The sequence below is a fragment of the Desulfocastanea catecholica genome (genome assembly GCF_054657295.1).
On sequence record NZ_BAAHYZ010000001.1, the window covers coordinates 222,615 to 235,706 of the forward strand.

The window sequence follows — 13,092 nt, forward strand, 5'->3', positions numbered from 1 at the left end:
ATCAACTGATAATTTACACGTCCCGTTAGTTAGGATCAGATAAAGAGGACCAGCAGCAGAACCAGTATTGCCACAATGATGTAGCCGATATACAGCTGGACATTTCCATGCTGTATCCAGCGAAGTTTTTTCAACATCGCCAGCAGGGGAAAGACCAGGCCGAAATTCATGGCGGCCTCGGCGATATCATCGACCCGGCTGGTATATGCGGTCCGTTTCGGAAAGATCTTCTGCAATCGAACCTCTGTCTCTCGTATCAGCACGAACGGCCGGAAAAAATCAACCACACTCCGGGCATAGGAGGTACCGGTATACTGAATTCTGGCAGTAGGCCTGGTGAAACCGCAGCCCCAGGTCGGTCCCGCGGCGATCTCCTTACCCCGGTAGAGAAATTTTCGACACAGGACAACCAAAAAGATAATTGCCAGAAAGAGACGGGAGCCCAGCGCAAGATTGGCGCCGATGGTTGCAACAAGCGCGGTATTGATCTGGCCGAGCAGAGTGATATCCGCCAGACCGGCAAAAGCGAGCTCGATAAAACTTGCGGGAAAGATGCCGATCGTAAGACAGGCAGCCGCCAGAAGAACCATTGGCACAATCATGGCCAGACCGCCCTCGGTTGCCCGTTGGGCATGTTCGGTACGAGGCTCGCCAAGAAAGACAATGCCGACGACCTTGGTAAAACAAAAAGACGCCAGGCCGCCGATGACCGCCAGGGAAATTATCGCGATCATCGTCAGCAACAAGGTAGACTGGCTATACTGCAGACCCTGGAAGGCGGCAAAATAGACTAAAAACTCACTGATAAAGCCATTAAAAGGCGGCAGGCCGGAGATAGACACAGAACCAACCAGAAAGGTTTTTCCGGTAACGGGCATCCTTTTCATCAGCCCGCCCAGCTGGTCGACATGGCTGGTCCCGGTTCTTCGGATGACTGCCCCGGCGCCAAGAAACAGCAATGACTTGAAGATCGAGTGATTCAGCACATGCAGCAGACAGCCCGCGAAACCAAAGCCGGCCATGACCGCATCTCCCTGCGCAACACCAATCATGCCAAGGCCCGCTCCCATGAGAATGATGCCGATATTTTCCACACTATGATAGGCAAGCAGTCTCTTTATGTTGTGCTTGCCAAGGGCATAGAGAACGCCGAGCAGTCCGGATATTATGCCGAAGACAAGCACGGTCTGGCCCAGACGGATGTCTGTTGCGCCAAGGACGAAATAAAAGCGGAGAATGCCGTAGATACCCATCTTGATCATCACCCCGGACATGATGGCCGAGATATGACTCGGGGCAGCGGGGTGGGCATGGGGCAGCCAGATATGCAGGGGAAAGATGCCGGCCTTTGAACCAAAACCAAGAAAGGCCAGCAAAAAGACCAGCAACTTGACAGATTCGGGAATGGCCGCCGCCTGGGCAAAATCAAAGCTGCCGTTATGGCTGAAGATAACCCCAAAAGCAGCGAAGATGAGCAGGGCCCCGGCCTGGGCAAAGAGAAAATAGAGATATCCCGCCGTTCTGGTCGTCGTCTTCTCATAATCGTACATCACCAGGAAATAGGAAGAAATGGACATAATCTCCCAGACAAGGGCAAAGGTAGGCATGTTCGCAGCGGCTGTCACCAGGGCCATGGAGACGATGAGAATATTGGTAAAGAAATAGCTGATTGCCGTCCTGAGGGAATTCTCGGCGCGCTCGAAATAGAAACAACTGTAAATGGCCGCCAACGGGCAGATAAGAAAAATCGGCAGCAGAAAAAACAAGCTGAGCGAATCAAAGGTAAAACTAAGAGTAAAGACATGCAGCCACGGCCAGGACCAGGCGAGACTCGCCGGATCAGCGCTTGCGGAAAAGATCGAATAGAATCCGGTGATACAGCCGATGGTGGTCACACCGATAGAGATGCATTTGGTCAGCATAAACCAGCGGTAGGTCAACAGGGGTAACGCCCCCCCCAGGAGGATCATTGCCAGGGCCAGGAGAAAAATATTCATTGGTTGTTTCGTCTCCTTACATCAAACATTTTTTTCCTGCGCCATCAGGGCGACAAATAAATCATCCTGCTCCAGTTGATGGGTGAGCGCGTCATCGGTACCAGCCCGGTGTACGCAGGCGGCCCATGGCACAAAATATCGCTTTCCTCTGCCCCCGAAAGACCCCAGATCAATATCCAGTCCGGCAATGCACAGTAAATTTTCCGAATGTTTTTCCCTGCTGCAGTGCTGCATTTCGTCAACGGCCTGGGAAAATTCACTTTGCAGGTGGATCATCGCCGCCAGCAGCTGGGGATGAGCATCGGTTATGATGTGATTGATTACCGGCTGAAGTGTCTCGACAAAGGTGCTGGTGCCGCCGTTACGACCGCTGTTGCCGTCTCTGCCGTTCGCCTGCCGACTACCTGCAAAAACAAACAGGTCAGGGGTAAGGAATCTGCCGATTCTCTGTTTTTTTGCTGTACTCCCGGGAAAATTGTTGTGCCGGAGAAGATCTGCAAATTGTGCGGAGAGTCGAAAAGAAACCAGGGAGTCGGAAACACTGTGCGGGACATAACCACCTTTTTCGTCGAGATCGACCATTTTATCGAGAAGGATCTTCAACTTTTGTCCGGTATTCTCCTGTCCCCTGTTTATCAGGTCCGCCGGCAGGGTAACCAGGTACTGGTCTGTTGCATGACAGGCAAGATAGATATGATTCTGGGCAAATTGATACTGCGCCAGAAATGGGGCAATAAAACTGGCTATGGTGCCTTCCGTCCGGCAGTCCGACGTTTCATGAATAAGTGGACGAGGCAGACCGCCATACACCCCCCAGTTCGGGTTATAGGCAACCCTGGTTGCCAGGAGAGTGACCGAATCCTTTCCCGGGCAGACGTCATCTTTCGCCACAAAAATCGAATCACCGTGACCATCACAGTGCATATCCAGAGCGGCGGATGGTCCAGGGGTCAGGAGAATCGGCTTTCTGAAGCCAAGGGAAAGGCAAAAATTTTTCAGCCGGGGGAGAAACTCCCGGCTGGAAATCATCCGTCCCCTGATGTGACAGGGTGGCGTTGTTCCATCGAAAATGGACAGGAAATGCGAGTGATGCGTTAAAATATGTGCGGACATTTTTTAATCAACTCCCATGACAGCTAGAAAAATCTTTTTCATTCCTCAAAGGTAAAGCCATACCATTTCAAGGTATCGTCACCGTTCTCGGGTGTATGGGCAATCTCACTGTTCTCAATCTTGCCGTGCAGTTCTTTCATCCAGGAAAGAGCCTGATTTTTTGAAAAAAACGGTCCAACCTCCGTCAGCGAGGTAATATCGAGCATGCGATGTCGGTGGAAACTGATCACGTCTTCTTTCTTCTGGAAAATTCCAATTATTATTTTCACCGTGGCTATCCCGGAAAATTGTTTGTTCTTTGCTCCTGTTCTCTCCAGGCCTGCAAGTTCCGGCTTGTTCTGCATACGGCGTGCCATTGCCACAGAACAGATATGTTACTTATATTATTATATATTTTTTCAGAAAAGAGGCTCGGACATATCAAACCGGAGGGGATTATGCGGGGCACAATGCCCCAGTCGGGCAATGTGCCCCAGATGGACGGGGTACTTCCTACAGGCGCACAACGAAGCAGATAAGCGTAGACTTCGGATGAAGAGTTTTTACGCCGCCATCAATCAATGAGTTTCTGCAGTTTCCTATACAGGGTTTTGCGATCAATCTGCAGAATCTGGGCGGCAACGGACTGGTTGCCCTTTACCGTTTTCAGGACATGGGCGATATACCGTCTGCTCATCTCCTCAAGAGATATCAACTCGATCGGGTCAGCCGTTTCAAGAAAGAGTGCATTGCCCGCATGGCTGCGAATTTTCTGCGGCAGATCTTCCGCGACTATCCTGTCAAACAAGGTCATGGCTACACCGTGCTCCATGGCATTACGCAGTTCCCTGACGTTTCCCGGCCATGCATAGCCGAGCAGTCTCTTGGCGGTTGATTCGGCCAGTCCGGTGACCTTTTTCCCCTGTTTTCCGGCAAAATCCCGGACAAACTTATCGGCCAGGAGGAGGATATCCGTCCCGCGCCTGCGCAAGGGAGGGACCTCCACCTTGATCACATTGAGTCGATAGTATAAATCCTCGCGAAACAGCCCCTCGGCAACGGCCCGTTCAATATCAATATTCGTCGCGGCTATCACCCGCACATCAAAAGGTATCTCCCTGTTTCCGCCAACCGGCCGCACGGTGCGTTCCTCGAGGGCCCGCAGCAGTTTCGGCTGCAGGGACAAAGGGATATCGCCGATCTCATCAAGAAACAGGGTGCCGCCATCCGCCTCCAGTAACAACCCCTTGCGGTCCTGCCAGGCATCGGTAAAAGACCCTTTGATATGGCCAAACAGCTCACTTTCCAGCAGATTGTCCGGCAGGGCGGAACAGTTTATCGCGACAAACGGTTTATCTTTTCTGCGGCTGTATGCATGCAGCGCCCTGGCGGTGATTTCCTTGCCCGAGCCGCTCTCCCCGGTAATAAGCACCGAGGTCTCGGCATCGGCAATGCGCTCCAGGCGGGAAAAGAGATCCTTCATGACCTGACTCTCCCCAAGCATCCCGGAGAAGGTATGAATCCGGGCAAATGCCTCGCTCAGCACCTGCACCTGCTGCTTGAGCCTTCGGTGATCGACCGCCCGCTGCAGGGCAGCGGCGAGGATATCGAGATCCAGCGGTTTGGTGATAAAGTCATAGGCGCCGACCCGTATCGCTTCGATGGCGGTTTCCATCGATCCGAAAGCGGTCATCATGACCACCGGGATCTCCGGCCATGTGGCAACCACTTCCCGGCAGATCTGCACGCCGCTGACATCGGGCAGATTAATATCGGTGAGGATCACATCCGGCTGTTCCCGGTCGATCAGAGCCACCCCTTCGAGGCTGTGTACGCAGGAAGAAGTGCTGAACCCGCGTCTTGCCAGCCCGACATCGAGCATCTCACACATATCTTTATCATCTTCAATGATGAGGATATGACCGATCATTGTTCTTTCTCCACCAGGCCAAGAAAAATGGAAAACTGAGCCCCCCTGACCGGACGGTTCAGAACTTCAATCCATCCGTCGTGCTCTTCAAGCAGTTCCCGGGCGATGGACAGGCCGAGCCCCGTGCCCAGACCTATCTGTTTCGTCGTGAAAAAGGGGGTGAAAATTTCCTGCAGTTTGTCTTCGGGAATACCCGCTCCTTCATCGAGGACGTCGATGCGGATAAATTTCTCCAGCTGATCATCGGTGTGCATCATCGATTTGAGCTTGGTGTTGGAGATGTCTACCTGCACATTCTTGCCCTTCGGGGTAGCCTGAATCGAGTTCAGGAGAACATTCATGAACACCTGTTGAATCTGTTGCGTGTCCATACGACAGGCCAGCTGCGTCTGGGGGGCGATGTTTAAAACAAGGGGAATCCCCTGCTTGGCGGCAATGGGTGAGAGCAGATTAAACACCTGCCGCATGAGCGTCTCGACATTCTCGAGGATTTTCGGCTGGGATTTTTTCTTTCGCGAATAATCAAGCAGCTGTCGGATAATCAGGGTCATCCGCTCCACCTGGTTTTTGATAATCCTCGCACAATCGACTATCTCATCGTGCTCCAGCGGTTCGGCAATGATCATTTTTGCTCTGCCGTCGACAACATTGAGCGGGGTGCCGATTTCATGGGCGATGCCGGCGGCGATCTGGCCGACGGTCGACAATTTTTCCGTATGCCGCAGTTGTTCCAGGGTTTTCAGCCGAGCCAGATGCTCAAAATGAATCTTCTCCTTGGCGATCAACAGCCGGGTGCACATATCGTTCATGATCCCGGCCAGGCCGGCCAGCTCGTCTTCCCCCTTTATTTCCAGATTCGCCATCAGATTTCCCTTGCCTATCTCTATCGCCTTTCGAGAAAGTTTTTCCAGGGGTTTTCTGATTTTTACATGGATGAGAAAGTAGACGATGATACTGGCGACAAGGGCAAGCAGGGTGGTAATTGACAGGGAGCGAATGAGCATTTTCTGGGTGAATTCGGCCCGGGGCAGCAGTGACTGGGTGAGCTGAATGGCCCCGGACCGGTTGCCGGGAATGGCCACAGCAATAAGGGTGTAACGCTGTTTTATACGCTGTTGATCAAGGGCGGTAAAGGAAACCGGCGTCACTGTTTCGGTCGCCCCAAGGCTGTGCAGCTCGGGATGGGCCGCACCATGCACCGGCAGAATTTCATCCAGCCAGACCCAGCGAATATCCATTAACCGGTCGGCCTGGTTGGCATCTTCGATAAGATCGATTGCTGTTTCGGGACCACTTTCCTGCCAGGTATGCGCTATCATTCCCGACATGATCCAGGCGATCTGTCGGGCATTATCCGCCATAGCAGTATCAAACTGCTCTATTTCCGCCTCATAATTGAGATTACCGTGAATAATCAACATGCTGAGTATGCCAAGGAGCAGGATGGTATATATTTTTGAAAACAGTCTCATGGGCAAGACAACGTTGCATGCAGTGCAGATTTCAGGGGTATGACAAAGGCTCAATGCCCGGTCGATAGCAGCAAAAGGTAAAGCGCCGCAAGGGAGATATAATAGACAAGCGAAGATGTTGTCAAACCGAATCATTCGGTCGATCACCTTTTATCCGCAGCGCACAAGGCGACTGCAGCACCCCTGTCAGGTTTGTCTCGCCGCCACATGATACCAAAAATTGTGCTGGAGATTCAGGTTGTTCAGGACTATACTAGGAGGTTGACCATGAACACCTTAGATGAGTAGGTTCTCCACCGGACAACACCCATGAACACCACCGACTCTCTTATTGAACCGGCGACACTGGCCGATGTCGACCAGCTTGTTGTCCTTGAACAGACGCTGTTTATGACGGATTGCTGTTCGCGGAAGAATTTCAGATATCTCATCCGGCACGCCACGGTTATCGTCGTCAGAACTGAAAAGGCTGGCACAATAGTTGGCTACGCCATCCTGCTGAGGAGAAAAAACAGTCGAAAAATGCGCATTTACTCCCTCGGTGTTGCCACATCGACAAGAAACACCGGCATCGGCGCGAAATTAATTGCCGCTCTCGAGGCCATTGCCGGCGAGGCAAACTGTACCATGCTTACCCTGGAGGTCAGCGACAACAATAAGGAGGCGATCAGACTCTACACAAAGTATGGCTTTCAGCAGTATGGTTTTCGCTATGGCTATTATGAAGACGGCGGCCATGCAATCCTCATGCGGAAAAACCTGGCCGGGACGCCGGCTCAAACCTCATAGTCGATCATTTTTCTGTCGTATGTCGCGGGTCGGACGATTTCCCTGCCCACCCGCACATGTTCCGGATGATTCTGATAAGTTTCAAGCGCTTCTCTCGAGGCAAATTCCGAGTACAGGACAATATCGCCCGAGCTCTCCTTGCCGCGAAAATCGATGCCGACCTCCGCCTTCAGCAGGCCGGGGATTTTACCCACCAGCTCCTGCAGGGCAGCTCTTATTGCCAGAGCATCGGCACACTCACCCAAAGGCAAGGTTTTGTTTTTCAGCTTCCAGATGACAATATGCTTTATCATATCAATTGACTCCACTCGCTATTTCTCTTCAACCGGCACTCATGCGGCAGGAAATGTAAGACCAAAAAATTCGGCGGCATTTTGACCGGCTACCTTCATCAACGTAGCACGCGGGATTTCCGCTGCCTGTAATTCTCGCAGTTCTCTGTCCCAGGCATAAGGGATGTTGGGAAAATCCGAGCCGTACATAATCCTGTCCGATCGGTAACGGCGAAGATCGATTTTTTCCTGCAGGGGAAAATAATCTGTAATGACCATGGTGGTATCGAGCCAGAGATTATCATATTTTTCGATCATTTTTCTGTAGGCCGAGATCTCGTTAAAGCCCAGGTGGGGAACACAGATTTTCAGATCAGGGAACGCCTGGACAATCCGCTCGACTTTTTCGGCACGGCAGAGTTGATAGGGATCGCAATTATAGGCGGTGCTTTTCGGTTCCCTGCCGACATGCATGACTAGAGGTTTTTTATTTCTGCGGCAACATTCGTACAGAGGCTGCATATACTCGGCGTTCATGTCGAAGCACTGGACATGCGCATGCAGTTTCACTCCGCCCAGACCACCATCAAAGGCCTGCTGTAAGATCTCTTCCGCCTTGTCCTCACCGGGAAATACGGTTGCCATTCCTGTCACCCGATTGTTGAATTCTGCACATTTTTCAGCCATATACCGGTTCAGGTCGGCAGCAATCCCTGGCTTATGCGCGTACTGCAGGGCAACGACGTGCGCTATACCGCGCGACAAAAGAAATTCAAATATCCGTGATGAAGTCAACTGGTACCTGATTGGCCAGGCGTTTTTATCAAACCATTTATGAATGGCAGCAGAAATATTACGGGGAAAGATATGTACATGGGCATCAATCACCGCAGGAAGGCCGTGGGGAATTTTTGCACCTTCCTGGTCATTGACCGCCGGCATATTTGGTCGCAGCATTATGACACCATTTGTTCCTTTGCGAAGAGGGCGAACAGGGCTCAGCACCTGCCAGCACCTGCGGATCTTCTTTGGCCATGTTCTTTGTTTACGACGGCGTACCTGCTCCCCTGTGCATACAAATCTTTGCGGAAGAATTCAATGATAACCTTGCCGGCAGCAACCTGTCCTTTCGCACCATCATGCTTATTTTTTACAGACGGGAACAGCATGAATGGCCAGGTAAAGGTCTGTCATCAAAAGGATAATATCCAAGGAGACCAGCAATGAAGCTCGTTCAGGCAAGAATACGCGGATCCGGCCCACTCACGCAAAGCCGGTGGTTTGAATTGAGCCCGCACCTGAACCTGTTGCAGTTCCCACAGCCGAAATATGGCAGCAATTTTCTGCGGATGCTGCAAACCATCAACCCACCGTATGCAATAGAAAGCGTCAAACCGTTTGCTGATTTCCCGAAATATATCACCGAGGACGGCCACACGAAACGTATCCATCCAAGCAAACGCACGGTTGCCCTTGCTGTCTTCAGCGCCACGCCCGGACTGGTAAAAGAGCTGGCGACCATAAGTCCGGCGCTCTATGAGACCGACCGGATCGAGGTCGGCAGACGCCTGGATTATTCCCGCTGGATCAACTTCGTCGAACTGGCCGCCTCGACCCGCTGGAGCGAGATTGCCGACAATATACGGATCTTACTCGATGAGGCGCAGCGTCTGGTTCCGGAACATTCACACCCGCTCGTCGACATCATCCGCAGCCTGAAACCGGCGGATCGCATCAAGGACACCCTTCAGGACCTGCTGGCCCACTGGCTGGACGACCTGCCCCCCGCGCTCTGGCAAAGCTTTCGACAACACATCGAAACGACAAGGACAGCCGTTCTCCGCGCCGATCATTTCCAGGCGGCACGCGATACTGTTCGCTGCCGGCTGCCACTCATTGTCGCCCTTGGCGGTCGCCCTGCTTCTGTCAAGCCACCTGGTCGGCGGGCAGCCGCTGACGCGGAGCAGGACTTTGCCTCGCATCAGCACCTTTTGCATGTAATCTCCGAGCACAGCAAAGCCCTCGGCCACACCTCAGCCGCTGCAGCGCGCGCATTCTTTGATGAACTGAACGGCCAGCTGGCGGCATGGCAATTTTCCTCAATGAAGCTGCGCATCGACAGGTCTGCCGCTGGGGTGCTGCGGCTGATCAATGACCAGCCGGTGGCAAAAGCAACCGACGGACCGCTCTTCTCCCTCAGACAGCTGCAGGCAAATGGTGGTCTGGCCATCGCCTTCAGCCGGGTGGTCGGCAGGGCCGAACCGATACTCCTCTTTGATGCACCTGAGCGGGATTTACCGCCGACACTTCTCGACGAACTTATCGATTTTATAGTTACAATCTCAAAAACCAGTCAATGTCTGTACAGTCTGGCGGCTGTCGATATTTTTCCAAACGATGTGGCCGGCAGGCGCTACAATGCCGAATCTTTAGATATGACAGGGGAGGAGCCGGGCGAAGAGCAACACAAAGCCGATGGACGGACACAGCGGAACGTTGTATAGTCGATCGGAATAGTTTACCAATGAAACTCTTCGAACTGCCAACCAGAGACTTCCAACCGAGGCCAGCAACTCGTGATGTCTGATTTTCTTCTCTCACAGATCCTCATCGGCATCGCCATCTGCACCGACACCCTGTCCTTTCAATTTAAGGAACGAAAAAAGATCGTCGCCTGCCTGCTGATTTCCTGCACTTTGATCTCCGCCCATTTCATGCTGCTCGGTCACTGGACGGCGGCCTTTCTCGGCCTGGTGGCAGCCGTTCGCTTCACGACCAGTATTTTCAGCACCTCAAAAAAACTGATGGGCCTGTTTCTTTGTGCGACAATTATTATCTCAATCGGCACCTATGCCGGCTTGCTGTCCATCCTCGGCTGCGCCGGAGGTCTTTTCGGCACCGTCGCCTCCTTCTGTAAAGAGGATAAACTCCTCAGGCAATTGATGCTCATCGGTACAAGTCTGTGGCTCGTGCACAACGTTCTTGCCGGCTCACCAGGAGCGGTGCTGATGGAGGCAATTTTTATCAGCAGCAATGTCGTCGGCTATTTTCGTTTCTATATCCTCCCGAAAAGACAGACGCTTCACCCCTGAGGAGGGCCGCCACTCGACTTCCAGGCCGCCATTTTTCTACCGAATGCACAATACCCGGGTCGAGGTCCGACCCGCGGATGATTGCGACAGGTTTCCGGCCGCGTGGCATAGATGGTACAGCGGCGGGTTCGGCCATCAAGAAAGATGCAGTCGCCACTGGCCATTCTGGCGAGGGTAAAAGTTTGGCTTTTATAAGACGATTTATTACCATAACCAAATCGAATTATGCGATATTTTGCGAAGTCTTTGCTTGTCGAATGATGGGGCTTATCTTTTGTCTTGATTCTGCGACCAATCTGAAAGTACCTGAATATGAATGATATACATGTAGACCGATTTATACGGACGCAACGACTCCTCGGCGAGGAACGTTTTCAGCTCCTGCAGAGCAAAATGGTGACGCTGGTCGGGCTGGGGGCGGTGGGCGGTTATGTCATGGAAGGGCTGGTTCGCGCCGGGGTCAGTCGCCTGCGGCTGATCGATTTTGACACCATCCAGCCGAGCAACCTCAATCGGCAGATTCTTGCGCTGGAAACCACCATCGGCCGCTCCAAGGCGGAAGTTGCCGGAGAAAGGGCGCTGGCCATCAATGGACAATGCCGCGTCGAGGTCCTGCAACTTTTTGCCGGCGACGACACCATGGAGCAGATACTCGATCCGCAGCCTGACCTGCTCATCGATGCCATCGACTCGCTCAACCCTAAGACGCAGCTCCTGCAGGCAGCATATGCACGGCGGATTCCAATCATAAGTTCGATGGGCGCCGCCCTGCGCACCGACCCTACCCTCATACGTTCCGGCGACCTGTTTGCCACGTCCAACTGTCCGCTGGCCAGGCACCTGCGCAAGCGCCTGAGAAGAAGGGGCGTCGGGGAAGGAATCGCCTGTGTCTATTCGATTGAAACAATTGATTTTGACTACCGCTTGCCCGAAGAGGAAACACAGATAGGCGAAACCCCCTATGCCGACCGGGGCCGGCAACGAAATGTTCTGGGCAGCCTGCCGACTATCACCGGGATTTTTGGTCTGACCATCGCCAACCAGGCAATCATGAGACTTGCTCAATTGGCAAAATGACCACGTGATCAGCTCTTGAATGAACTGCCGGGAGGCACCACTGTTCCGTGGAAGAGTGGTGCCTCCCTCGGTGTAAGGTACTAACCCCGGTAAACGGGAAATAAGCCGGGATAAGTACCTTAGGACAGATTATTTCTTGCAAAAAACAAGAAAACAATCTGTAAGGTACTAATCCTCTTTGCTAATACATTCGACCGGGCAGGAGGCGATAGCCTCATCGACGCAATCCGCGTCCGCATCCGATCCATCGATTACAGAGGCTTTTTCTTCATCATCATTAAAGGCAAAAACTTCCGGACAGGTTTCGACACATGCTTGACAGCCAATGCATTCATCCGTGTCGATCACTATTTTTGACATAACCATCTCCTTTAAGTAAACAGATTGAGTTGTTGTTCCTTGCCATATCGCCTGCAACACTCGACAAGAGTTGCTCGCTGATAAAAAATAAAGCAAAAAACATGCCGTTGTCAGCACTGCCAGGATGAACAGGAAACAGGACCAATTGTGCGATCCGGCAACCGACTCCTCTTCTTTTTTTCCTGTTGTTCAGGACATTTTCCAGTTAAAGAGGACTTTCTGTGCTGCTGGACAAATACAATTTTTTCAACACCTGCGCATCGTAAAAGGCCCGTTCAAAAAACAGCCCGGCCGGTGGCGCGGTATGATTGAACGGCACCGTCGACGGCCCTTGCAAAAAATGGCGGACATCTTCTGCCGTCAGTCGATGGCCACCGACCTCGACCAGCACCCCGACCATCCGGCGCACCATCCGCCAGAGAAAATGCGAGCCGATCACCCTGATACTCAGCACATCTCCGTCTTCAACCAGCTGCACCCCATGCACGAGCACCCTGGTCGACTTTTTCAGCTCCTGTTTTTCGGCGAAGGCGGCAAAATCATGCATGCCGACCATCACCTCGGCGGCACGCCGCATGGCAGCGACATCGAGCTCTTCGCGCACCCACCAGTTGTAGCGTTTGGCGAAGGCGGATTTGCGCCGTTTTATCTGATAGATATAGCTTCTAGCCAGACAGTTGTGCCGGGCATGAAAGCGCGCATCGACCGGCTCCACCGCCAGAACGGCGAGATCCTTCGGCAGGGTATCGTTGAGCCGCGCTGCCACTGTTCCCGGTTCCAGCGCGCTTGTCACCTCCAGATGGGCGGCATATTGCAGAGCATGGACCCCGGCATCGGTACGGCCGCAGCCCTGGATATCCATTGCCACCGGCCCAAAGACCCGCTCAGCACCCTTCAGCAGGTCGCCCTGCACGGTTCGTGCATCGTTTTGTTTCTGCCAGCCGCTGAAATTGGTGCCGTCGTACTCGAGGATAAGCTTATAACGGCGTGGTGCTATTGTCCCCATGGTCC

The 13,092-nt window shown here is 52.8% G+C and carries 15 protein-coding genes; 5 read left to right on the plus strand and 10 right to left on the minus strand.

The window, feature by feature from the left end:
* Nucleotides 1-35: 35 nt before the first annotated feature.
* From ACYQ8U_RS01000 to ACYQ8U_RS01020, 5 genes are all read right to left on the minus strand, one after another.
* Complete coding sequence (locus ACYQ8U_RS01000; protein WP_459943636.1) at nucleotides 36-1,997, minus strand: proton-conducting transporter transmembrane domain-containing protein; 1,962 nt, start codon at nucleotides 1,995-1,997, stop codon at nucleotides 36-38.
* A 21-nt stretch (nucleotides 1,998-2,018) separates the two neighbouring features.
* On the minus strand, nucleotides 2,019-3,110 hold the full coding sequence (locus ACYQ8U_RS01005) for a hypothetical protein (RefSeq protein ID WP_459943637.1): 1,092 nt from the start codon (nucleotides 3,108-3,110) through the stop codon (nucleotides 2,019-2,021).
* A 38-nt stretch (nucleotides 3,111-3,148) separates the two neighbouring features.
* On the minus strand, nucleotides 3,149-3,454 hold the full coding sequence (locus ACYQ8U_RS01010; protein WP_459943638.1) for a hypothetical protein: 306 nt from the start codon (nucleotides 3,452-3,454) through the stop codon (nucleotides 3,149-3,151).
* Nucleotides 3,455-3,663: 209 nt separating this feature from the next.
* Entirely contained in the window at nucleotides 3,664-5,019 is a 1,356-nt protein-coding gene (locus ACYQ8U_RS01015; RefSeq protein WP_459943639.1) for a sigma-54-dependent transcriptional regulator, read from the minus strand.
* A complete protein-coding gene (locus ACYQ8U_RS01020; RefSeq protein WP_459943640.1) occupies nucleotides 5,016-6,491 on the minus strand; it encodes a sensor histidine kinase in 1,476 nt (491 codons plus the stop codon). The genes ACYQ8U_RS01015 and ACYQ8U_RS01020 overlap by 4 nt, the downstream gene beginning before the upstream one ends.
* Nucleotides 6,492-6,800: 309 nt before the next feature.
* Between ACYQ8U_RS01020 and ACYQ8U_RS01025 the strand changes: the two genes are divergently transcribed.
* On the plus strand, nucleotides 6,801-7,280 hold the full coding sequence (locus tag ACYQ8U_RS01025) for a GNAT family N-acetyltransferase (RefSeq protein WP_459943641.1): 480 nt from the start codon (nucleotides 6,801-6,803) through the stop codon (nucleotides 7,278-7,280).
* Here the strand turns inward: ACYQ8U_RS01025 and ACYQ8U_RS01030 are convergent.
* Both ACYQ8U_RS01030 and ACYQ8U_RS01035 read right to left on the minus strand, forming a co-directional pair.
* A complete protein-coding gene (locus ACYQ8U_RS01030; RefSeq protein WP_459943642.1) occupies nucleotides 7,268-7,573 on the minus strand; it encodes a Dabb family protein in 306 nt (101 codons plus the stop codon). The genes ACYQ8U_RS01025 and ACYQ8U_RS01030 overlap by 13 nt on opposite strands.
* A 39-nt stretch (nucleotides 7,574-7,612) precedes the next feature.
* A complete protein-coding gene (locus ACYQ8U_RS01035; protein ID WP_459943643.1) occupies nucleotides 7,613-8,509 on the minus strand; it encodes an amidohydrolase family protein in 897 nt (298 codons plus the stop codon).
* A gap of 266 nt (nucleotides 8,510-8,775) precedes the next feature.
* Between ACYQ8U_RS01035 and ACYQ8U_RS01040 the strand changes: the two genes are divergently transcribed.
* Together ACYQ8U_RS01040 and ACYQ8U_RS01045 are read left to right on the plus strand one after the other, a co-directional pair.
* Entirely contained in the window at nucleotides 8,776-10,056 is a 1,281-nt protein-coding gene (locus ACYQ8U_RS01040) for a hypothetical protein (protein WP_459943644.1), read from the plus strand.
* Between the two features lie 75 nt (nucleotides 10,057-10,131).
* The gene (locus ACYQ8U_RS01045) at nucleotides 10,132-10,644 is read left to right on the plus strand and encodes a YgjV family protein (protein WP_459943645.1); all 513 of its coding nucleotides are present in this window, start codon (nucleotides 10,132-10,134) and stop codon (nucleotides 10,642-10,644) included.
* On the opposite strand, the gene ACYQ8U_RS01050 is transcribed toward ACYQ8U_RS01045, so the two are convergent.
* Nucleotides 10,635-10,790: a YkgJ family cysteine cluster protein gene (locus tag ACYQ8U_RS01050; RefSeq protein WP_459943772.1), complete on the minus strand. Its 156-nt coding sequence runs from the start codon at nucleotides 10,788-10,790 to the stop codon at nucleotides 10,635-10,637. The two genes, ACYQ8U_RS01045 and ACYQ8U_RS01050, sit on opposite strands and share 10 nt — an antisense overlap.
* Between ACYQ8U_RS01050 and ACYQ8U_RS01055 the strand changes: the two genes are divergently transcribed.
* The gene (locus tag ACYQ8U_RS01055) at nucleotides 10,722-10,964 is read left to right on the plus strand and encodes a hypothetical protein (protein ID WP_459943780.1); all 243 of its coding nucleotides are present in this window, start codon (nucleotides 10,722-10,724) and stop codon (nucleotides 10,962-10,964) included. The two genes, ACYQ8U_RS01050 and ACYQ8U_RS01055, sit on opposite strands and share 69 nt — an antisense overlap.
* A complete protein-coding gene (locus ACYQ8U_RS01060) occupies nucleotides 10,957-11,721 on the plus strand; it encodes a tRNA threonylcarbamoyladenosine dehydratase (RefSeq protein WP_459943646.1) in 765 nt (254 codons plus the stop codon). The genes ACYQ8U_RS01055 and ACYQ8U_RS01060 overlap by 8 nt, the downstream gene beginning before the upstream one ends.
* A gap of 168 nt (nucleotides 11,722-11,889) precedes the next feature.
* Here the strand turns inward: ACYQ8U_RS01060 and ACYQ8U_RS01065 are convergent, their stop codons facing one another.
* Nucleotides 11,890-12,081, minus strand: coding sequence for a ferredoxin (locus tag ACYQ8U_RS01065; protein ID WP_459943647.1), 192 nt, complete (start codon nucleotides 12,079-12,081; stop codon nucleotides 11,890-11,892).
* Between the two features lie 205 nt (nucleotides 12,082-12,286).
* Nucleotides 12,287-13,087 (minus strand): tRNA pseudouridine(38-40) synthase TruA, encoded by an 801-nt coding sequence (gene truA, locus ACYQ8U_RS01070; RefSeq protein ID WP_459943648.1) that lies wholly within the window; start codon nucleotides 13,085-13,087, stop codon nucleotides 12,287-12,289.
* Nucleotides 13,088-13,092: the final 5 nt, after the last annotated feature.